This window comes from Thalassospira sp. CH_XMU1448-2 (assembly GCF_037027285.1).
Lineage (GTDB): Bacteria > Pseudomonadota > Alphaproteobacteria > Rhodospirillales > Thalassospiraceae > Thalassospira > Thalassospira profundimaris_C.
In genome coordinates this window covers 677,841-699,505 of the sequence record NZ_JAYMEA010000001.1, presented here as the reverse complement: position 1 = coordinate 699,505, position 21,665 = coordinate 677,841, and the positions used below count along the sequence as shown (strand labels likewise).

The window sequence follows — 21,665 nt, the reverse complement described above, 5'->3', positions numbered from 1 at the left end:
CCCCATAAGCGGTTTTTTCGCAAAATAAATCAATTTCCCGCCATGTGATCAGTCTGTTTCCAGTTGCGCCGGAACAAACATTGTTTCTTTTGCCGTAGACAGGGCAATTTCCGGCAAAACTTCGACAACGCCGGGCATTTCCTTGATCGTGTCAGAAACAAAACTTTCGAGATGTGCCGTGTCACGCAGGCGAAGCTTGACCAGAAAATCAAACCGCCCGGTCATATGATGGCATTCAAGTACCTCGTCAGCCTTGATGAGGGATTTGACCAGTTTCTTGTTTCCCTTGGCCGGATCGGTCCTGAGCCAGACCATCGCGGTCAGCGAACGGCCAATGGCGTTCGTATCAACCGCAATCTTGTAGGCCTGGATAATCCCCTGTTCGCGCAGTTTGCGCACACGATCATTCACCGCAGAAACCGACAATCCGACCTTCGTTCCCAGTACCGAATAGGATAGCGATGCATCTTCCTGCAGGATGTCGATCAATTTGCGATCAATGGCATCCATGTAATTTCCCCCTGATGGATTATTGTCGACGGCCTTGAGCTTACACGAAAACCCGTCTTGCGCGAACTGTTCGCCAAATCTGCAAGGTCTGCCATGCACAAATAGTATGACAAATCGCAGCCCGCAGACTGGATTTTTTCTAAAATCGCGCTTATTCGTTGAGGATAATGGTTTTTTCACGCGCCACCTCAGACAATGCCGCCTTAACGGGCGCCCTGTTGATGATTTCTGCCGCACTCTGTTTTGCGGCCATGGCGGTGCTTATTCGATATGTCACCCGTGATGTTCATCCTTTCGAGGCCGCATTTTTCCGCAACTTTTTCGGCCTGATCCCGATGTTGCCCTGGCTGTTTAGCAACGGTCCGGGCGGATTGAGAACCGAACGGTTCAAACTACATTTCCTGCGCGGGGCGCTTGGTTTTGGGGCCATGTCCTGCCTGTTTACAGCACTTGCCATCACGCCCGCAGCCCAAGTGATTGCCATCAACTTTACCTTGCCGATCCTGACCACGGTGCTGGCCGCGATCATTGTGCGCGAAACCGTTCGTGCGCGCCGCTGGAGTGCTGTTGCCATCGGCTTTGTCGGGGCAATGATCATCATCCGGCCCTTTGGACAGGATTTTGAAACCGGCGCGATTCTGGCATTGCTGGCAACGCTGTTCATGGCAGCAGCAATGACGACGGTCAAAATGCTGTCTCGAACCGACAGTGCCAATGCCATTGTCACGTGGATGGGGCTGGTCATGACGCCACTGTCGTTGCCGCCAGCGATCTATTTCTGGGAAACGCCCAACCTGTGGCAGTTATTCGTCATGCTTCTGATTGCGATAGCGGGCACCGCAGGCCAGCAGTTACTGGTGCGCGCCTATCGCACCGCCGATCAGTCCTATGTGATGATTTTCGACTTCCTGCGCCTGCCCTTTGTTGCGGCCATGGCCTTTGTGATGTTTGGCGAGGTGGTCGATTTCTGGACCTGGGCCGGGGCAGCATTGATCATTGGATCGGCACTTTATATCGCGCGGCGCGAGGCGGTTCTGGCCAAGCGGGCAAAAACAGCAACGCGACTGCCGACCACAGCGCCCGCCGACCCGCAAGCCATCCCCGCAACCAAGATTGATCTCGCCGATCCAGCCACATCGCAAACGGGGGAAAAACCCGATGCGTGATCGGTTCAACGCCCTTCCCCCCTATTTGCAGGCCACTGTCTTCGGGTTGATGGCATCAATCAGTGCAGCAATCTTTTCGGTGTTTGTCCGTCTGGCCACGGAACATATTGATCCGCTTCAGGCGGTGTTTTTTCGAAATCTTTTCGGCCTGATCCTGATTGCGCCGCTGGCATTGCGTAGCGGTATCGCGCCGCTCAAGACCAAGCGTCTGCCGATGTTTGTGCTCCGTGCAGTTTTGTCGATGGGGGCGATGAGCTTCTGGTTTTCGGCAATCGCCATCATGCCGCTGGCCGAGGCCACAACACTGAACTTTACCGTGCCGCTGTTCGGGACTGTCCTTGCCGCGATCTTTCTGGGCGAGAAAGTCCGCAAATATCGGGTGGCCGCCCTGTTGGCCGGTTTTTGCGGGGTATTGATCATTATCCGCCCGGGCAGCGAGACCATGCAGCTTGCCAGCCTGTTGCCAATTGCCGCTGCCATCTGCATGGCCAGTGCCGGGCTTACGATCAAGTCGCTTTCGCGCACGGAAAACCCGACCACCATCATCCTTTACATGATGGCCCTGACCACACCGATGACATTGATCCCGGCCCTGCTTGTCTGGGAAACGCCAAGCTGGACGGCTATCGGCCTGATGGCGGCAGGTGCGTTCATGGCCAATATCACCCAGATCTGTAACACCAATGCATTCCGGGTTTACGATTACGGCTTTGTCATCGGGTTCAATTATTTGCGCCTGCCCTTTGTTCTGGTCATCGCGCTTGTGATGTTTGGCGAAGTGCCTGAAATCTGGCTTTTGCCCGGTGCGGGACTGATTATCGGATCGGCCCTGTTCATTGCGCGCCGCGAAGCCAAGCTTAATCGTGAAGCCAACCGGATCAAACGCGGCCCGTCTTCTGCGGCCAGTGATCTTGACCCGCCGCCGTCGCGCAACTAGGCGCTCATATCCCAAGCACAAAGGTCCCCAAAGATGCCAAGTCCGGTCACAGCATGGTTTGAACGCCAACCTGCATCAATCCGGGCCAGTTTCTTTGCACTTGCAGCGGCGATCCTTGCGGCCTGCTTTACCCTGACCATCCGGTTTGCCACGGCGGAAATTCACCCCTATCAGGCGGTATTCTTACGCTTTGCCTTTGGCCTGATCATGATCGCACCGATGGTGATGAAATCCGGTTTATCGAGCCTGCGAACCACACGCCTGCCCCTGTTCGGTTTGCGGGGCATCTTGTCGGCAGCCGAGATGAGTTTGTGGTTCATGGCAGTGCTTTATCTGCCACTGGCCGAGGCAACCACACTTAATTTCACCGTTCCGCTGTTTGGGACCATTCTAGCCGCCCTTGTCCTGCGCGAGACGGTGCGTGTTCACCGCTGGCTGGCAGTTGTGGTGGGTTTTGTCGGTGTCGGATTGATCATTCAACCCGGATCAGATGCCATGCAACCCGCAAGTCTTTTGCCGATTGCAGCAGCCATGTGCATGGCCTGTGCGGGGATGATCACCAAACAGCTGGTCAGCACGGAAAGCACCACGTCACTTCTGTTCTATCTGATGATCATTACGACACCGGTATCGCTGATCCCGGCCCTGTTTGTCTGGCAAGTGCCCAGCTGGACGGCTATCGGCCTGATGGCGGTTGCCGCTTTGATGATGAATGTGATGCAAATCTGTAACGTCAAGGCATTGCAACTGGCTGATTACAGCTTCTTTGTCGGGTTTTCCTATTTGCGCCTGCCGATCATTGCGATCCTTGCCCTGATCCTGTTTGGCGAAGTGCCCGATATCTGGATTATACCGGGTGGCGCACTGATTATCGGGGCCGCAATCTATGTCGCGCTGCGTGAACGCAAACTTGCCAAATCCTGATCAAGTTTGCGTTCACAACCCTGACCTAGCCATCATAGCCGCGAAGCTTGTTGTACCGTTCTATCTGTGCCGGGCTTAGAATGGCTGGCGTTTTGAGATGCGTGGCAAGATGAATGAAGCGAAGTCTGCTTTGGCGATCTGCGATCGCCTGCAAAAGCGCCTTTAGCACGGGTTCCGTCAATCCACCCACTTTAAAGGCATCATCAAGCGCACGTTCTGCCGCGATCAGATTGGCACCTTCTTTGATCGCATCCTTTTTCATCTGCTCATACAGCGCCACAATGGCGGCCTTCTGATCTGCTGAAAGCGAAATGTCGTCAGCCAGTTCCAGCAGATGCGCAGGCCCGGGTATGCCATTCAGCTCCGCGGCCTTTGCCATCCCCCATCCGCCGCCTTTTTGCAGCTCTGAAATGTCGTCAGCTGACAGGCTTTTAATCGAGCGACCCTGTTGTCCGGCATAGGGGGATGCCGGTGCCGCAGCATTTGCATGGTCGCTTTGACGCTGGCCATGATCAAGGCCATGACCATGGGCGGATTCTTGTGATTGTGCAGAGAACGGAACGGTCAGGCCCAAAACGATCAAAGCTGTTTGGGCCTGTCGGGAAAGGATGAACATGGCATCACCTGTTAATTTCTGAGTGCCTCAAGCTTGACCTCCGCGCCACGATCTACACATGATAGATATCATGTCAGTATCGATTTTTGATCTTCTCAACCGCTTTGAGGGCAGGTTGTCCGATTTCGCCGCAACCGAGGTCCTGTTTCGCAAGGGCGATCCGGTCGAGCATCTTTTCCTTGTTCTTCGGGGCGAAGTGCGATTGGCACGTTTTCTTGAAAATGGTGACGAGATCGTCCTGCAGCGCGCAGGGCCCGACAGGGTTCTGGCCGAGGCATCCCTGTTTTCACAATATTATCATTGCGACGCCATCTGCCATCAGGATGCGCAGGTCAAGCGGATCCGCAAATACGACGTCGAATCCCATCTTTCCCACAACAATCAGATGGCTGTATCGCTTGCAACGCATCTGGCCCGTGAAGTACAGGCAACCCGCCTGCGCGCGGAGATTCTGCGGCTGCGCACGGTCGCCGAACGGCTTGATGCCTGGATCGCCTGGCATGACGACGTCCTTCCCGAAAAGGGAACCTGGCGCATGATCGCCCTTGAAATCGGCGTCAGTCCCGAGGCGCTGTATCGCGAACTTGCGCGCAGAAGATAACCATCCCCACCCCATAGTCTGGTGCAACGAACAGCGGAAAATCGACGCTTGCCCGTTAAAGATATAATTTGGTATATAAATACCAATTAATTGCACATGCGCTGAACAAGGGAGACACCAAGCCATGCAGATCAAGGGTTCCATAGCCATTGTAACCGGGGCCGCATCGGGACTTGGGGCCGCGACAGCCGAAACTTTGGCCGGGGCTGGTGCACGGATTGTTGCCTTTGATCTGAATGAAGACGGCGCAAAAGCCACAGCTGAAAAACTGGGCGGTGTCGGATTTGGCGTGGATGTTTCAAACAGCGCCAGCGTCGAAGGTGCTGTTTCCGAAGTGGTACGTTCCGTTGGTATCCCGTCCATTCTGGTCAATTGCGCCGGGATCTTGCAGGGCGAGCGCATTGTCGGACGCGAAGGCCCGGCCGATCTGGACGCCTTTGCGCGCGTGATCAATGTCAATCTGATCGGCACATTCAACATGATGCGCGTGACCGCCACCGCCATGAGCCGCAACGACCCGTCGCCCAGTGGCGAACGCGGGGTGATCATTAACACCGCCTCCATTGCCGCCTTTGAAGGCCAGATTGGACAGGCTGCCTATTCCGCCTCAAAAGGCGGAGTTGCGTCCATGACCCTTCCGGCCGCGCGCGAGCTTGCCCGTCATGGTATCCGCGTTGTTGCCATTGCACCGGGCATGTTTGGCACCCCGATGGTCACGGCCCTTCCCGACGAGATGCAGCAGGCCCTTGCGGCCAATATTCCGTTCCCCAAACGGCTGGGCGATCCGGCTGAATATGGCCGACTGGCCATGCATGTCTGTGAAAATGAAATGATCAATGGCGAGACCATCCGGATAGATGGCGCGGTTCGCCTCGAGCCGAAATAATCCCACACCCACGGCCCGATTTCACCGCAGCCATAAACACCCTGCCGTCCCCTACCGGCAGGGTGTTTTTTGATGCTAGCTGGAGGATGCCTTGTCGCAGAAGGTCGCAAGATCGATATCCTTCTGCGTGACACCCCCGGCATCATGGGTGGTCAGGGTCACGTTTACCTTGTTGTAAACATTGAACCATTCGGGATGGTGATCCATTTTGTCTGCCATCAGGGCGACACGGGTCATGAAACCGAACGCGGCATTGAAATCCCCGAACATATAGACCCGGCCAATAGACAGGCCATCATCGGCAAGTTCCCAGTTCGGCAGGGACTTCAGGGCAGTTTCGATGGCGGATTTTTCAAGTTTGCTCATTCTGGTTTGCCTCGTGTTTCTTGGGGTGGCGAAAGATCATTGGACCACAAAAGAGCCCCTAGCCCAACAGGCGGCGCACCCGTTGGCGAAGGACCGGCAAAAGATCGGCTTCAAACCACGGATTCTTTTTCATCCATGCGGTGTTGCGCCAGCTTGGATGGGGCATCGGCAACAGGTTGTCAGACAGATAATCGGCAAAGCGATGCACGGTTTCTGTCATGGTTTTGGCCCGACGCGGACCAAGATAGCGTTCTTGCGCATATTGCCCGATCAGAAGGGTCAGTTCGATATCGGGCAGATGGGCCAGAAGCGCATCATGCCAGGCCGGGGCACATTCGGGCCGGGGCGGCAAATCCCCGCCGCGCTCAAACCGGCCGGGATAGCAAAAGCCCATCGGCATGATGGCAAGTTTGGCCGGGTCATAAAAATCATCCACCGACAGATCAAGCCAGTCGCGCAGACGATCGCCCGATGCATCATTCCAGGGAAGCCCGGTTTCATGAACCTTGGTGCCCGGCGCCTGTCCGATGATCAGAATACGCGCGCCCTTGGCCATGCGCACGACCGGACGCGGGCCAAGCGGCAATGTATCGGCACAGATGCGGCAGGCCCGGACATCGCCCAGAAGGCTATCGAGTTCCGCATCCCCGCCCGGCGGGTCAATTTCGGGAAGATCTCCACGCAAACCCGTCATGGGTTATTTCACCTCGGAATCGTCGATCACCCATTCTTCGGTGGCGGCGGCTGCGTACCATTCCTTCATGGCGGGCAATTCAAGGATGGCCTGCATATAGGCATTGCCAACCGGATCAAGATCCACGCCATAGGTCTTGAAACGCGTCACCACCGGCGCATACATGGCGTCCGCAATCGAAAAATCGCCAAACAGGAAATCACCGCCCTGCCCGTACCGGGTGCGGCACATTTTGAAGATTTCACCGATGCGGGCGATGTCCTTGTCCACGCCGTCCTTGCGACCAAGGCCGGGCAGGCTTTTGCGGCAATTCATCGGCATGTGCGTGCGAAGGGGCCCAAACCCGCCATGCATTTCAAGCGACACGGAACGCGCAATCGCCCGTACATCCATATCAAGCGGCCAAAGCAGCGTATCGGGGCGACTATCGGCGATATATTCAAGGATGCCCAATGCCTCCCAGATGGTTTTGCTGCCATCAAAATATACCGGGACCTTGGCGGTTGGCGAAAAGACCGGCGCCTTGGCCGCCCATTCATCGCTGCGCAACGCGATCAGGCGTTCTTCGAAATCAATCCCGGCGACTTTCAGGCCAAGCCAGGCGCGGAGCGACCAGGAAGAATAGTTTTTATTGCCGATATAAAGAACGGGGCGCGTTTCCATGCGGGTGTCTTTCATGTTGTGGGGCTGTGACACTGGGTCAAACACTATCAGCGGTTTAAAAGCCGGGTTCAAGTCCGGTTTGATGAAATTGACGTACCGGTTCCAGTGCCCCGAACGTCCTTATTATCCGGGGAAATTTCATATCCGTCTTGCCCCGGATCGATCTTTCAGGATCGGGGGCCATATCCTGATCCTGTTTGCGGCTATTTGTTTTCCGGAATTGCTCTGGACCGGTGGCAGCCGTAAGATCAGTCATCAAATCCTGTCCGGGGGCGGATGTTTAACCCCGCCTCCTCGACACAACACCATCCCACGTCACCAGCAGGGAAGACTTAAATTGTTCGATCACATCATCGCACGCGACAGTTCCACCAACCCGATCACCATCACCCCGATTGTCGAAAGCGAGTTTCAAAGCTGGCTTGCCGATCAGTCCGAAACGACCAAGGCATGGGTGGCGGCAAACGGTTACGAGGCAAAGCGCGGAACGCAGCTTGCCCTGCCGGGATCGAATGGGGCGTTCGGATCGGTCCTGATCGGCTATGTTGATGATGCCAAGGCGATCTGGGATTTCGCCGGACTGCCGACCAGCCTTCCCGAAGGGGTCTATGGTCTTTCTGATAGCATCAGCGACAATGCCGCCCTTTATGAAAAGGCAGCGCTTGGACTTTATCTTGGGGGCTATCGTTTTGATCGCTATCGCAAGGATGACGGCAAGAAGGACAAACGCGCAAAGATCGCCCTTCACAACAACGAAGCCGCCAAGCGCGCAGAAAACACTGCACGCGGCATCGGACTTGCGCGTGATCTGATCAATATTCCGGCCAATGACATGGGCCCGGCAGAGCTTGAAGCCGCCGCACGCGCCCTTGGCGAAGAATTCGGCGCCAGGGTCAGCGCGATTGTTGGCGATGACCTTTTGAAACAGAATTATCCGGCCATTCACACGGTCGGGTATGGCAGTGACCGCGATCCGCGCCTGATTGATCTGGTATGGGGCGATGCGGACGCACCGAAAATTACGCTGGTCGGCAAGGGTGTGTGTTTTGACACCGGTGGCTATGACCTTAAACCGTCAAGCAACATGCTTTTGATGAAAAAGGACATGGGTGGCTCGGCACAGGTTCTTGGCCTTGCGCGCATGATCATGGCGGCCAACCTGCCGGTGCGGTTGCGCGTTCTGATCCCCGCAGTTGAGAATATGGTATCGGGTCGTGCCTATCGCCCGAGTGACATTCTCAAAACCCGCAAGGGTCTGACTGTTGAAGTCGGCAATACCGATGCCGAAGGCCGCATCGTGCTGTCTGATGCCCTGACCGAGGCCGCGTCGGAGAACCCGGAACTGATCCTTGATTTCGCGACCCTGACCGGGGCGGCGCGTGTGGCCCTTGGTCTTGGCCTGCCTGCCCTGTTTTCCAATGATGATGATCTGGCCAATGGCCTGATGGAAAACGGTCTGGCGCTTCATGATCCGCTGTGGCGCTTGCCGCTGTGGGATGAATATCGCCCGCAGCTTGATAGCAAGGCAGCGGACATGAACAACATTTCCGGTTCGCCCTTTGGCGGGGCGATCATTGCCGCCCTGTTCCTTGACCGCTTTGTCGAAGGGGCAAAAAGCTGGGCACATATCGACCTGATGGCCTGGAACCCGACGGATCGTCCGGGACGTCCGACCGGTGGCGAAGCACAGGGAATCCGCGCGGCCTTCAAGCTGATCGAGGATCGTTTCGGTAAGTAAACCAAACCGTAAATTGCATATTTTCCAATAAGACCTTTGACATATGCACAGGGGTCAGGTAGACAGATTACGTATTCGTAACAAATTAATTGTTGGGCACAAGCATGTCGATCGAGATCAAACCGTCTCAGGCACTCGACCTTTGGCGTATCGCGATTGTAGAAAGTGTGCGTCGGGATTCTCCCGATCTTTCTGCCCGACAGATGGCTTTGTTGCTGAATGTTTACCTGACCCCGGCCCCGCATACGGTACGCGGCCTGTCAGAAGCGCTTAACATCTCCAAACCTGCCATTACCCGCGCCCTTGATCGCCTGAGCTCGCTTGGCATGGTCAAACGCAAGGTCGATGAAGAAGACCGCCGTTCGGTTCTGATCCAGCGGACGGTCAAGGGATCTGTCTTCCTGCGTGAATTTGGCGATATCATCGTATCGGCCGGCCTCGAGACCGAATAAACGGATCGTAAAAGACGGGTTTCGCCGCCCGCAAAACGATCAAAATGCCCTGATCAGCGCAGTCTGGTCGCCCAGAAAATCCAAAATCGGGCAGTTAGGGCAGCAATTCTTCCCCATTTTGAATTCAAAAAATCTGATATGGCAAAAATCTGCTATATACAGACCAGTCGGTTTGTAAGCACAGCAAGTATCAGATGTGCCACATCCAGATATTTTATTTTTCTTTCAGATAGTTAGGCCGGATTACGCATATTAGAAATGCAAAATTTCCGACCTTCCCGCCCCTGAAAGGCCAAAAGCGCATCCGACCCAGAAACGGGCAGCTGCAACGCTTACCGGCATCTCGATCAGCGATAAAAGGCCCGCCGCAACGATCAAAATGGCCCCGGATACGCGTGCAACCACGTTGTTACCACCGCATTTGATCAGCCAGGGCATGATGCGTGCAGCGCCCATCGCGTAAATCATTACGAAACTGTAATCAAGAACAACAAAGGTAGCCCCGAGAGTCAGCAACTGTGGTGCAAGTGGTGCCGCCAGATTGACAAATTGCGGAAACAGCGCCCCGAAAAAGGCAATCGCCTTGGGATTTCCCGCCGCAACAAGGAAGCCTTCGCGGAAAAGTTTTCGATGGCTGGCAACTTCACAGGCATCGGCAATATTCATTTCGATACCGTTCTTATCGTTTGATTTCTTGGGCTTACGGAAGAATGACAGCAATCCGATCACCAGCAGGAACACCACCCCGCACCATTTGACCACCCCGAACGCCACCGTCGATGTCGCCAGAACCGCACCCAGTCCGACGGCTGCAATCACCATCTGGATCATGTTGGCGGTGACATCACCAAGGGCGGTCATCAGGGTCGGTCGCGCGCCATAACGCAACGCATGGGACATGCCGATCAGAATGCTCGGCCCCGGCGTGAGGACCAGCAAAAAGACAAGGAGGGTAAAACTCAGCCAGACTTCGAACGACATGGAGATGCTCCGGGACTTTGACCGAACCGGAATATCACAGACATGCCATGGCACAATTGCGTCCTGCGCAACTGGCCCATGCGTCATCGGTCAGGAACGGGTCAGGCAGAAAGATCAGCGCGACTTGGCGTCGCCCGGCCAGAAATCATAGAACATGCGCACCTGGACCGAACGAAGTGTATCGGGCGGCAGAAAAGTCTGCCCTGTTTGCAGAAGCTTGTTCTGAAGGGCCGCGAAATAACGGTTGGGTACAGGCGCAAACGGGCTGAATGGCAGTTCGGGAACGATTTCCTCGCCTTTTTCCTTGGCGGCTTCGACTGCTTCGGCCTCGGCTGCAAGTTCTTCTTCTGTCTTGGGGGGCGGAGGTGGCAGCAGACCTGGTGCCGCATATTTGAAGGATCGTTTGCCCGGCTCACGGGTTTCAAAACGCTGTTGGGTATCGCGATACATCAGGCGCTGCAGATCGACCAGAAAGCCGTTAATAATCTTGGGCAGGTTATGTTCAATCACCGGCACAGCCTGTTTGGACTGCGCTTCAAGCCAGATATTGAGCACAATCTGGCGAATGGCGCCGGATTTCGGCAGTACAATGGTCAGCGATACAGGATCGGGAACAATGACCGTTTCGGGGATTTCCGGCTTGGCGTTCTTTGCCGGTTCCTCGGTCGCCGGTTCGGTCTTTTTGCTGCTGGCATGGGCAGGACCAGACAGGGGTGCGACCACAAGGATCGCCAGAAGCATGGTCAAAAACATGACCTTGCCCCAGAAACACACACTGTTTGACCATTTGCTCATAGGCGACAGCATATTCACTTTACTACCCTGTTTTCATTCCCTTTTCCGATCCTGTTCTAACAGGTTTGATGGCGCTTTGTCGTTATCAGTTACTGACAAAATCTGTCCCGGCGGCCTTAAGATCAAGGGCCGCCGCCAAAAGCGCCTTGGTATAGGGCTGTTGCGGGTTATCAAAGACATCCGTCGCGGCACCGCTTTCGACCAGTTTCCCACCCTGCATGACCATCACGCGATGAGACAATGCCCGCACAACCCGCAAATCGTGACTGATAAACAGATAGGCCATCTTGTGGCGGGCCTGCAAATCACGCAGCAATTCGACAATCTGGGCCTGCACGGACATATCAAGCGCCGATGTCGGTTCATCCAGTACGATAAAGCGTGGTTTCAAAACCAGTGCCCGGGCAATTGAAATGCGCTGTCGCTGGCCACCGGAAAATTCATGCGGGTAACGATCCATGGCATTTTGCGGCAGATCGACTTCGTTGAGGGCCTCGGCAATACGGGCTTCGCGTTCGGCAGGTGTCAGGTCAGGCTCATGAATTTCGAGCCCCTCACCGACAATCTGGGCGATCGACATGCGCGGGCTAAGCGAGCCGAACGGATCCTGAAACACGACCTGCATGTCACGGCGCAGCTTGCGCAAATCGGCACCGGCATATTTGCGGATATCCTCGCCCGCAAACTTTATATCACCCTCAGATTTCAACAGGCGCAGGATGGCCATGGCAAGGGTTGTTTTGCCCGATCCGCTTTCGCCCACAATCCCAAGGGTTTCGCCCTGCTTAAGCGACAGGGAAATGTTGTCGACTGCATCAAGATAGCGTTCCGGACGGCCCAGAATGCCTTTGCGACCAATCGGAAAGCGCACCTGAATATTGCTGGTTTCGAGCAGCTCCGTGGCATTTTCCGGCAGTTCCGGCGCATTACCGCTGGGAACGGCTGCAAGCAGCTTTTGGGTATAGGGATGTCTGGGATGTTCAAAAAGACCATGTCCGACACCGCGTTCAACGATCTCGCCATCCTTCATCACGCAGACGCTTCTGGCCATTTTCTGAACGATTTGCAGATCATGGGTGATCAGCAGCAACGCCATGCCAAGCTTGTTCTGCAGGTCCTGAAGCAATTCAAGAATCTGGGCCTGAATGGTGACATCAAGGGCTGTGGTCGGCTCGTCAGCGATCAGCAGTTCCGGCTCATTGGCAAGCGCCATGGCGATCATGACACGCTGGCGCTGACCACCGGAAAGTTCATGTGGAAGCGCCTTGAGCCGTGACGCCGGATCAGGAATACCGACCAGATCAAGCAATTCCAGAATACGCGCACGCGCCTTGGCCCCACGCAGGCCCTTGTGGAGAAGCAAGACTTCGCCGATCTGTTTTTCAATATTGTGCAGCGGATTAAGCGACGTCATCGGTTCCTGAAAGATCATCGAAATCCGGTTGCCACGGATCTTGCGCAAGGTCCGCTCTTCGGCACCGACCATTTCCTGACCGTCAAATGTGATCGAGCCCGATGGATGGGTCGCGCGTGGATAGGGCAGCAATTGCAGGATCGAAAGGGCGGTGACCGATTTGCCCGATCCGCTTTCGCCGACCAGTGCCATGGTTTCGCCGCGCCCTATCGAAAATGACACCCCCTTGACGGCATGCACATCGCCGAAATTGACCGAAAGATTGCTGACATCAAGGAGCAGCTGGTTGGCTGATTGCTCTGTCATTTTACAGGTTCCTTAGGGTCAGGGCCTATGAATTTGGCTTGAATGGTCGATAAGATTTGTGCGGATACGCGAAGCGAAACCGCCGACAGATAAGTATCTTTCAAGGTTTTGCGACAACGTAGCCCGTGCAAATCTGATCGATCCGAAGGACAAAGTTTATATTTGCAAACTCCGACGTCAAATCCCTTGTACGGGATACCAACCCGCCCGGCGGGATTTTTCTTGGATTTCACAAATATAAACTTTGCCATTCCAATCAAATTCATAGGCCCTGACCCTAAAATGTCTTGCGCGGATCGAACGCGTCACGGACAGCTTCGCCGATAAAGATCAGAAGACTGAGCATCACCGCGATGGCAAAGAAGGCCGTCATGCCAAGCCAGGGGGCTTGCAGGTTGTTCTTGCCCTGCGAAAGCAATTCACCAAGTGATGGCGATCCCGGTGGCAAGCCAAGCGACAGGAAGTCGAGCGAGGTCAGAGCAACGATTGAGCCATTCAACACAAATGGCAGGAAGGTAATGGTCGCGACCATCGCGTTGGGCAGAACATGGCGATACATGATCCGGTAATCGGTCATGCCAAGCGCCCTTGCCGCACGAACATATTCAAAATTGCGCGCACGCAGGAATTCCGCACGCACAAGCCCGGTCAAACTCATCCAGCTAAACAGCACCAGAATGAACAAAAGTGTCCAGAAGCCCGGTGCAAACAGGCTGGCAAGGATGATCAGAATAAAGAGTTGCGGCAGGCCACCCCAGATTTCGATCACACGCTGGAAACCAAGATCAACCCAGCCGCCGAAATAGCCCTGTACCGCACCTGCGGCGATGCCGATCACGGAACTGATCGCAGTCAGTGCAAGACCAAACAGGATCGATATCCGGAAGCCATAGATCAGACGCGCCAACACATCACGCCCCAATTCATCCGTGCCGAGCAGATGGCGCGAAGACGGTGGCGCTGGTTGCGGTTCGCGCATCTCGAAATCAATGGTGGCATAGGAAAACGGGATCAGTGGCCAGATGGCAAAGCCATGATGGTCGATCTTGCCCTGAATATAGGGGTCATAAAAGTCGGTCTCGACATCGAAATCGCCGCCATAGGTGGTTTCCGGATGGTCGGAAAAGATCGGCATATACCAGTTATCGTCATATTTGACGAAGATCGGCTTGTCATTGGCGATCAGTTCGGCAAACAGGCAGATCACAAACAGCACGGTAAAGATCACAAGCGACCAGTAGCCGCGCTTGTTGGACTTGAAGTTTGCCACGCGACGACGGTTAAGTGGCGAAAGAACAGCACCAAACATGATCAATTCTCCCGCGCATCAAAGTCGATCCGCGGATCAACAAGGTGGTAACTCAGATCACTGATCAGGTTCATGATCAGACCAAACAGCGTGAAGAAATAAAGTGTGGCAAACATCACAGGATAATCGCGCGTCATCACCGCGTTAAAGCCAAGCAAGCCTATCCCGTCGAGTGAGAAGATCACCTCAATCAGGACAGAGCCGGTAAACAGCATACCGACCAGCGCACTGGGGAAACCGGCAATGATCAGCAGCATGGCGTTGCGGAAAACATGGCCATACAGCACACGCTTTTCCGTCAGACCCTTCGCACGGGCGGTAACGACATATTGCTTGTTGATTTCATCAAGGAACGAATTCTTGGTGAGCATGGTCAGCGTGGCAAAACCCGAAATCGTCAGTGCAACGATCGGCAATGTCAGGTGCCAGAAATAGTCAACGATCTTGCCCCACAAGGATAGCTGTTCCCAGTTTGTCGATGTCAGTCCGCGTAACGGGAACCAGTCCAGATATGTCCCACCGGCAAAGATCACGATCAGCATGACGGCAAACAAAAAGCCCGGAATGGCAAAGCCGACAATGATCGCCGCCGACGACCAGATATCGAAATTGGAGCCATCGCGCACCGCCTTGGTAATGCCAAGCGGGATCGAGATGATGTAAATGATCAGCGTCGACCAGATGCCCAGCGATATCGAAACCGGCATTTTGTCCAACACCAGATCGACAACGTCACGGTCCTGAAAATAGCTTTGGCCGAAATCAAAGGTCAGATAGTTTTTCATCATCATCCAGAACCGTTCATGTGCAGGCTTGTCAAAGCCAAATTGCACTTCAAGTTGCTTGATGATTTCGGGATCAAGCCCCTGCGCCCCGCGATAATTCGATGTCGATGAGAAATTGTTGCCTGATTCCGATGATGATGCGGAACCACCGCTATCACCACCCTGATTGGTGATACGCGCTGTTGATGAAACAGCCGTTCCCTGAAGCTGGGCAATGACCTGCTCGACCGGGCCGCCCGGTGCAAACTGGATGATCGCGAAGTTCAACAACATAATGCCAAACAATGTGACCGGGATCAGAAGAAGACGCCGCAGAATGTAGTTCAGCATGGCCTAGTTCCCCCCCATCGGCAATTTCGCAGCCTTGTCCGGGTCAATCCACCAGCGCATGACCGATTCCCCTTTCAGCGGCACCGTATCGGGATGGCCAAAGATGTTCCACCAGGCGAGACGTTCGCCACCAAGGTAATATTGCGGGATCACGTAATAGCCCCACAAAAGGACACGATCGAGCGCATGGGTCGCTGTGACCAGCTCTTCCCAACTGTTTGCCGATGCAACCTTGTCGACCATGGCATCAACAACCGGGTTTTTAATCCCGGCGAAATTGCGCGAACCTGGTTGATCGGCGGCTTCGGAACTCCAGAAAACGCGCTGTTCATTGCCCGGCGTCAGGGATTGTTGCCACCAGAAGGTGATGGCTTCGAAATCGAAGGCTTGAATACGGTTGACCCACTGCCCGGTATCAATCAGACGGATGTCCATCTGAACCCCAAGCTGTTTGAGACGGGCTTTCATGACCAGAGCGATCTTTTCAATCCCCGGCTGGCGAATGACCAGCTCAAACCGGAAGGGCTGCCCGGTTTCCTTGTTGACCAGAACCTTGTCGCGGACTTCCCATCCGGCTTCGTTGAGAAGCGTCATGGAATCGCGCAGCGCCTTGCGGCGACCATCGGGTTCATCGAAGTTTGGCAGCTTGAAGGGCTGGGTAAACAGTTCCGGTGGCAACTGATCGCGATAGGGTTCAAGCAATGCCAGTTCATCACCGGTCGGAATGCCGCTTGAAGCCAGATCCGAATTGACAAAATAACTGTCAGTCCGCTTGTAGGCACCATAGAACATCGCCTGACTCAGCCATTGAAAATCAAAGCCATATTGAAGCGCCTTGCGCACACGCCAGTCGGAAAACAGAGGCAAGCGATTGTTCATGACATAGGCTTGCATACCAACAGGCAGATGATCGGGCATGAATTTTTTCTGAATATCACCGCGTTCGACCGCTGGCGTGTCATAGGCCGTACTCCAGTCGCGCGATGAATGTTCGGAACGCACCATATATTCACCGGCCAGAAAGGCCTGACGCTGCACCTCGGGGTCGAGATAGGTGTCATAACGGATGGTGTCGAAATTACTCTGGCCGCGATTGACCGGCAAATCCGCCGCCCAGTAATCCTTGACCCGTTCATAGGTAATGCGGCGGCCTGCCTCGATGCTTGCGACCTTATAGGCACCACTTCCGACCGGGATTTCAAAGGTGGTTTTCGAGAAATCCTTACCTTCCCAGAACTTCTTGGGCATGATCGAGATGCCCGCCGCCGTCATCGGTGTTTCGCGGTTGTTACCGGGCTTGAAGGTGAATTTGACCGTCAGGTCGTCAATCGCCTCGGCCCCCTCGATCTGGGAGAAATACTGCCGATAGACGGGGCTGCCTTTTTCAACAAGGACTTCATAGGAAAACACCACATCATCAGCGGTGATTTCGCTGCCATCCTGAAAACGCGCACGCGGATCAAGATGGAAGATGGCAAAGGAGCGGTCCTGGGGCACTTCGATGCTGCGCGCGATCAGGCCATACATCGCATAGGGTTCATCGGCACTGGCCACCATCAGGCTGTCATAAATCAGACCAAGCCCCGCCGCCGAGGTTCCCTTGAGCGTGAAGGGATTGAGCGTATCAAAGGCAACGATGGATGACTGGATCAGGGTGCCACCCTTGGGCGCATCGGGATTTACATAATCAAAATGCTGGAAATCCGGGCCGTATTTCAGATCACCATATAGCGATATGCCATGAGACGTGGTGGTCAGGGGATCAAGTTCGGCTTCCTGGACTTCAACCGTTGGTGCCGGATTGATGACAGGCTTGTCGGTATCTTGTGCCTGGACGGATGCGAACGGTATTCCGGCCGAAAATGCCATGACACCAATTGCAACAAGCATTGATGAAACCGCCCGGCGAACAGAATACATGCGCGACGGTTTCGTGTTGGCGACATACGCGATCATGTGACGAATCGTCTTTCCCCTGAAGCAAACTGGTTGCGAATCTTGTCACTATCTGAGACGCAGCTGGCAGACTTTCCCGGACATAATGACCATCAGAAAAGCACCACCCGACTGTATTATTTTTTTCTACTCCTCATAATGAGGAATAAAATGGTTCAATTTCAAGGCATCATGATGATTGTGATGCCTTTTGCGCCAGTTTTCGCCGTTCGGTTTCAATTTTGATTTCACCCATCAACCAATTGCGAAAGGCCCGGACCTTGCGCCTTTCCAGTCGCCCCTGCGGATAACAGAGCGAATAGGCATAGGGACTGTCGACCGGCAAATCGAACGGCACGGTCAAACGGTTGGTCACAACATATTCCCCGATCATTGCCGGGTCGGAAATGACCACACCGAACCCGCTTGCCGCAGCCTCCATCGCCATATCGAGGGTAGCAAATACCGGCCCGTGATCCGCATCGACCCCGGCAACCCCGGTCCCGTCCAGCCAGATATGCCAGTCTTCACGCTGTGCCGAACAATGCAAAAGGGTTACTCCGGCAAGGTCTTCGGGGGTTTTGAGCTGTCTGGCAAGATCGGGATGACAAACCGGTAAAAGCCGCTCGCCAGTCAGGAATTCATGGACCAGTTGTTCATCCTGGGTGTCGGCAAAGCGCACGGCAATATCGACCTCGTTGAAATCCACCGGGGCCTTGTCATCATTATAGGTGCCCAGTTGCACCTGAAGATCGGGATGCTCCATCTGAAAACGCCCCAGCCGTGGCACAATCCAGCGCATCGAAAAAGTCAGCGGGGCAAGGACGGAAAGCTGTGTGTCATCCGCCCGGTCTTCGACCTTGGCCACCGCATTTTCAATCGCGTCAAAGGCCGGGGTCAACCCGTCAAGAAGGTTCCGCCCGGCGCGTGTAAGTTTCAGGCTTCGATGATGGCGCTCAAAAAGTTTACGCCCCAAAACGTCTTCAAGATGTTGCACCTGTCGACTGATTGCACCTTGGGTCACGTTAAGCTCATGTGACGCTTTGGTGAAACTTTCAAGACGACCGGCAACTTCAAAGGCACGGAGCGCATTTAACGGCAATGGACGGCGTTTCATGACAACGACTTTGCATGATAAAAACTCATGCAATGATGACAAAAGATGGTTTGAGCGCAAGTATTTTTCGGCGTAACTCTGGGTTCAAGGAAATCAGACACACGCATGACAGATGCAAGGCCGCTGAAATACCGAGAGCAGGCCTCGATTGAAAAGGAACAGAATCATGGTCGCGATCACCAAAGAAGCAGGCGCATTTGTCGCAACCCGTCGTCATCACAATACCGTCAGCCTGCTGGATTTGCCGCGCGAATGGTACAAACGCCATGACCTGCGCAAGAAGCTTGGCCTGATGGATGCCCGTATGCTGCGCGATATCGGCTGGAACGTCTATGACGCCCGTCGCGAAGCTGCAAAACCGTTCTGGAAAGCGTAAGTCGCGCAAGTACAGAACAAACCCCGCGCCCCGGCGCATAACAGAGTATGTATCATGTCTGCCCCCGTTTTCCGCTTGCAGGGGTCCCTTTCATTCCCCCTGCAGGTGCTTGATGCTCTTCTGAGCATTCTGAAGGTCCCGAGCCCGAAATAAGGTTTGGAATTCTTCTTCTCCCTGAACGCAATGACCAACACCCCCCGTTGGCAACCGCGTATGAGATTGCCGGTCACTCCCCTGGTGACCGGCAATTCTTTTTTGGAGTCTGTTTTCGGTGCAAACGCGTTCTGCGGTTGACCTATTTCTTGTCAGGGTAGCGCAGATACATCAGGTTCGCCGCATTCAGGACCGAATACATCACGGCAAATTGCGCGTTGAACTCGAACTTTTCCGGCTTTGGATCAAACATCTCGTAAATATCCCGGATGGATCGCTTGCCATCAATGCGCGACAGGATCGCCGGTGATGCGGCAGGCATGGTGCGGGTCACCGAAAGCCCGGTAAAGGTGATCTTGATATTGCCCGATTTGGCAACCGATCGTGCAAGGGCAGCACCATCCACACGGGTAAAGAACGGAATGGCATCTTCGTCCGGGACCGGCGGTTTGACCTTGTTCTTTGCCTTGACCACATAAAAGATGTGCTTGGTGATATTGCCCGCCATCAGTTCGGCAAGGGCCGCACGTTCACGGAACGGCACATGGACGGCCTTTTCCAGAACATCATGGCGCGAACAATAGGTGGTCGGGTCATAACGCATCGGCTCGATAAAGCTTTGCAGGCGCAAACCGGCCTGTTCGACAAAATCAAACACCTCGTCAACGCGATAGGCACGATCCTGCTGATGTAGCAACAGGTCATAGAAACCGGCATCACCGCCATGGATATGATCGCCGATAAACGGATTGCGTTTAAGCCAGTTGGTGCCAGGCAATGAATTGAAAAGCGCCTTGCCGAAATGAAGTCGGCGCGCGCCGCCGGCCTCGGCATTGAGGCGCTCCATCATTTCCTGCATGTGATAGACGCCCTGACGGCCAAGCTCGCCATAGACCATCAGCCCCATACCACCATTGGGTTTGAGCGCATCGGTCAGCGCACGCAACCCCGCATCGGGATCAGGCAGATGATGCAGCACCCCGCAGCAATCAATATAGTCAAACGGACCATATTCCTTGGCCAGATCGACGAAGGAGCCGGTAACAAAGGTGACATTCTTTTCAAGGTTGCGGCGCTTGATGCGGGCTTCGGCAATCTCGCGCGAGCTTTCGGACAGATCGATATAGACGATTTCGGCCTTTGCCTTGCGGTCCCGGGCCTGCTGGGCCAGCATAACAAGTGCATCCCCCGTTCCGCCACCAGCAACCAAAATTTTGATCTTGCCCTTCGATGACGGATCGCGCCCGCCAAAGACGAAATGAACAACCTCGTCCCAGTTGCCGGGCGATCCGGTGACCAGCCTTTTGTCTTCGTCTTCCGGGTTGCGTGCCGGATAGGGATATGTCTCGTACTGGTCACGCGTCTTTTCAGACGATTGCACAGCATCGGCGCTCTTTTTGTCGTCGGGCATTACCGCAAATTCCAGCAGAGAAGTGGTTGGGACGTCACCATCCTATACCAAGGAATTAATTAATAAAATCCGCCAGTTCACTTGGCATCGGGCATCGTGATGACAAGTTTGCCGGTCGCGGTGCGATTGCGGATCGCCTCAAGGGCCAGCATGGCCTCTTCAAGCGGATATCTGGCCGAAATCATTGGTTCGATTTTCCCGCTTCGCAGGAGTTCCAGCAGCTCACTCATACCCTTGCGCGCGATGTCGGGATTTTGGTCAAGATAGGCCCCGAAATAGAACCCGATGGCCGAGACATTCTTGACCAGAAGGATATTGGCCGGGATTTGTGGCACCGTGCCACTGGCAAAACCGATCAGCAACATCCGCGCCCCGGGCGCAACACAGCGCAGGCTTTGATCAAACACATCGCCGCCAACCGGATCATAGACCACATCCACCCCGGCAGGTTGGCCAAGGCTTGCGGCGATCTCGCGCACCCGATCACGGATATTCTCGACCTTGTAATCAACAACGTGATCAGCGCCATGGTCCCGCGCGATCTGGCATTTATCGGCCCCGCCCGCCGTTGCAATCACCCTGGCACCAAGAAATTTGGCGCATTCGACTGCCGTCAGGCCAACGCCCCCCGCCGCACCGTGGACAAGAACAATATCGCCCGGCACGATGTTGGCGCGATATTTCAATCCAAACCAGCTTGTTCCATAGGCAATCTGAAATGCTGCCGCCGCATCAAAATCAACATCATCAGATAACGGAATCACGGTTGCGGCATCGGCAATCACACATTGGGCGAAACCACCCCAATCGGGCAGCGCCATGACCCGATCCCCAACCGCAATACCGCGAACATCGGGGCCAATCGCCCGGATGGTTCCGCTGACTTCAAAGCCGGGTGAAAACGGGCCATCGGGGCGCTTTTGATATTTGCCTTGCAGGATCAGGGTATCGGCGAAATTGACACCACAGGCCGCAACATCAATCACCACCTGCCCCGGACCGGGCACCGGATCGGGACAGTCGATCAAATGTGGTTCTTCGCCAAATGCCTTGCAAATCCATGCCTTCATGCCGGTTCCCTGTCTTTTGCCGATTGCGCGCAACAGTTTGGCGCGCGCCATCCGCACAGACAAGCCGACATTGGGCTAAATCGCTTACCAAAAACCCATTCGGGATAAGCGAGAGCACGCATGCACCCCG

Annotated in this window: 21 protein-coding genes and 1 pseudogene; 8 read left to right on the top strand and 14 right to left on the bottom strand. The window is 54.8% G+C overall.

Going from position 1 to position 21,665, the window contains the following annotated elements; translation table 11 throughout:
* Positions 1–48: 48 nt before the first annotated feature.
* Positions 49–510: an Lrp/AsnC family transcriptional regulator gene (locus tag WA318_RS03245; RefSeq protein ID WP_114096631.1), complete on the bottom strand. Its 462-nt coding sequence runs from the start codon at positions 508–510 to the stop codon at positions 49–51.
* Positions 511–677: 167 nt separating this feature from the next.
* Here WA318_RS03245 and WA318_RS03240 point away from each other — a divergent pair, with 167 nt between their 5' ends.
* Genes WA318_RS03240 through WA318_RS03230 form a run of 3 tightly spaced genes read left to right on the top strand, consistent with a single transcriptional unit; the run spans position 678 to position 3,537 of the window.
* Positions 678–1,676, top strand: coding sequence for a DMT family transporter (locus WA318_RS03240; RefSeq protein ID WP_336079972.1), 999 nt, complete (start codon positions 678–680; stop codon positions 1,674–1,676).
* Positions 1,669–2,613: a DMT family transporter gene (locus WA318_RS03235; protein ID WP_336079971.1), complete on the top strand. Its 945-nt coding sequence runs from the start codon at positions 1,669–1,671 to the stop codon at positions 2,611–2,613. The genes WA318_RS03240 and WA318_RS03235 overlap by 8 nt, the downstream gene beginning before the upstream one ends.
* 33 nt (positions 2,614–2,646) lie before the next feature.
* A complete protein-coding gene (locus tag WA318_RS03230) occupies positions 2,647–3,537 on the top strand; it encodes a DMT family transporter (RefSeq protein WP_114096628.1) in 891 nt (296 codons plus the stop codon).
* A gap of 25 nt (positions 3,538–3,562) precedes the next feature.
* On the opposite strand, the gene WA318_RS03225 is transcribed toward WA318_RS03230, so the two are convergent.
* The gene (locus tag WA318_RS03225) at positions 3,563–4,153 is read right to left on the bottom strand and encodes a Spy/CpxP family protein refolding chaperone (protein ID WP_336079970.1); all 591 of its coding nucleotides are present in this window, start codon (positions 4,151–4,153) and stop codon (positions 3,563–3,565) included.
* 70 nt (positions 4,154–4,223) lie between these two features.
* On the opposite strand from WA318_RS03225, the gene WA318_RS03220 reads away from it, so the two are divergent.
* Together WA318_RS03220 and WA318_RS03215 are read left to right on the top strand one after the other, a co-directional pair.
* Entirely contained in the window at positions 4,224–4,754 is a 531-nt protein-coding gene (locus WA318_RS03220; RefSeq protein ID WP_336079969.1) for a Crp/Fnr family transcriptional regulator, read from the top strand.
* Between the two features lie 124 nt (positions 4,755–4,878).
* The gene (locus tag WA318_RS03215) at positions 4,879–5,640 is read left to right on the top strand and encodes an SDR family NAD(P)-dependent oxidoreductase (RefSeq protein ID WP_336079968.1); all 762 of its coding nucleotides are present in this window, start codon (positions 4,879–4,881) and stop codon (positions 5,638–5,640) included.
* 75 nt (positions 5,641–5,715) lie between these two features.
* Here the strand turns inward: WA318_RS03215 and WA318_RS03210 are convergent.
* The 3 genes and pseudogenes from WA318_RS03210 to WA318_RS03200 form a co-directional block, all read right to left on the bottom strand.
* A pseudogene (locus WA318_RS03210) lies at positions 5,716–6,012 on the bottom strand (4a-hydroxytetrahydrobiopterin dehydratase); the annotation flags it as partial.
* Positions 6,013–6,064: 52 nt separating this feature from the next.
* Positions 6,065–6,700, bottom strand: a complete 636-nt coding sequence (locus tag WA318_RS03205) for a uracil-DNA glycosylase family protein (RefSeq protein WP_336079967.1) — start codon at positions 6,698–6,700, stop codon at positions 6,065–6,067.
* 3 nt (positions 6,701–6,703) lie between these two features.
* The gene (locus WA318_RS03200; protein ID WP_114096891.1) at positions 6,704–7,363 is read right to left on the bottom strand and encodes a glutathione S-transferase family protein; all 660 of its coding nucleotides are present in this window, start codon (positions 7,361–7,363) and stop codon (positions 6,704–6,706) included.
* 337 nt (positions 7,364–7,700) lie between these two features.
* Here WA318_RS03200 and WA318_RS03195 point away from each other — a divergent pair, with 337 nt between their 5' ends.
* Both WA318_RS03195 and WA318_RS03190 read left to right on the top strand, forming a co-directional pair.
* Complete coding sequence (locus WA318_RS03195) at positions 7,701–9,101, top strand: leucyl aminopeptidase family protein (RefSeq protein WP_336079966.1); 1,401 nt, start codon at positions 7,701–7,703, stop codon at positions 9,099–9,101.
* A 104-nt stretch (positions 9,102–9,205) separates the two neighbouring features.
* Positions 9,206–9,553 (top strand): MarR family transcriptional regulator, encoded by a 348-nt coding sequence (locus WA318_RS03190; protein WP_114096622.1) that lies wholly within the window; start codon positions 9,206–9,208, stop codon positions 9,551–9,553.
* Positions 9,554–9,805: 252 nt separating this feature from the next.
* Here WA318_RS03190 and WA318_RS03185 read toward each other — a convergent pair whose 3' ends face one another.
* From WA318_RS03185 to WA318_RS03155, 7 genes are all read right to left on the bottom strand, one after another.
* Positions 9,806–10,534 (bottom strand): LysE family translocator, encoded by a 729-nt coding sequence (locus WA318_RS03185; RefSeq protein WP_336079965.1) that lies wholly within the window; start codon positions 10,532–10,534, stop codon positions 9,806–9,808.
* Positions 10,535–10,648: 114 nt separating this feature from the next.
* Positions 10,649–11,287: a hypothetical protein gene (locus WA318_RS03180; RefSeq protein ID WP_336079964.1), complete on the bottom strand. Its 639-nt coding sequence runs from the start codon at positions 11,285–11,287 to the stop codon at positions 10,649–10,651.
* Between the two features lie 127 nt (positions 11,288–11,414).
* Complete coding sequence (locus WA318_RS03175; RefSeq protein ID WP_114096619.1) at positions 11,415–13,049, bottom strand: ABC transporter ATP-binding protein; 1,635 nt, start codon at positions 13,047–13,049, stop codon at positions 11,415–11,417.
* Positions 13,050–13,326: 277 nt separating this feature from the next.
* The gene (locus WA318_RS03170; protein ID WP_336079963.1) at positions 13,327–14,358 is read right to left on the bottom strand and encodes an ABC transporter permease; all 1,032 of its coding nucleotides are present in this window, start codon (positions 14,356–14,358) and stop codon (positions 13,327–13,329) included.
* A 2-nt stretch (positions 14,359–14,360) separates the two neighbouring features.
* The gene (locus WA318_RS03165) at positions 14,361–15,473 is read right to left on the bottom strand and encodes a microcin C ABC transporter permease YejB (RefSeq protein ID WP_336079962.1); all 1,113 of its coding nucleotides are present in this window, start codon (positions 15,471–15,473) and stop codon (positions 14,361–14,363) included.
* A gap of 3 nt (positions 15,474–15,476) precedes the next feature.
* Positions 15,477–17,429, bottom strand: a complete 1,953-nt coding sequence (locus WA318_RS03160) for an extracellular solute-binding protein (protein WP_336079961.1) — start codon at positions 17,427–17,429, stop codon at positions 15,477–15,479.
* 169 nt (positions 17,430–17,598) lie between these two features.
* Positions 17,599–18,525 (bottom strand): LysR substrate-binding domain-containing protein, encoded by a 927-nt coding sequence (locus WA318_RS03155; RefSeq protein WP_114096615.1) that lies wholly within the window; start codon positions 18,523–18,525, stop codon positions 17,599–17,601.
* Between the two features lie 166 nt (positions 18,526–18,691).
* On the opposite strand from WA318_RS03155, the gene WA318_RS03150 reads away from it, so the two are divergent.
* The gene (locus WA318_RS03150; protein WP_336079960.1) at positions 18,692–18,901 is read left to right on the top strand and encodes a DUF1127 domain-containing protein; all 210 of its coding nucleotides are present in this window, start codon (positions 18,692–18,694) and stop codon (positions 18,899–18,901) included.
* 295 nt (positions 18,902–19,196) lie between these two features.
* Here WA318_RS03150 and WA318_RS03145 read toward each other — a convergent pair whose 3' ends face one another.
* Positions 19,197–20,465 carry a class I SAM-dependent methyltransferase gene (locus WA318_RS03145; RefSeq protein ID WP_336079959.1) on the bottom strand — a complete coding sequence of 423 codons (1,269 nt, stop codon included), beginning with the start codon at positions 20,463–20,465 and terminating at the stop codon, positions 19,197–19,199.
* Between the two features lie 77 nt (positions 20,466–20,542).
* Positions 20,543–21,586 carry an NADPH:quinone oxidoreductase family protein gene (locus WA318_RS03140; RefSeq protein ID WP_336079958.1) on the bottom strand — a complete coding sequence of 348 codons (1,044 nt, stop codon included), beginning with the start codon at positions 21,584–21,586 and terminating at the stop codon, positions 20,543–20,545.
* Positions 21,587–21,665: the final 79 nt, after the last annotated feature.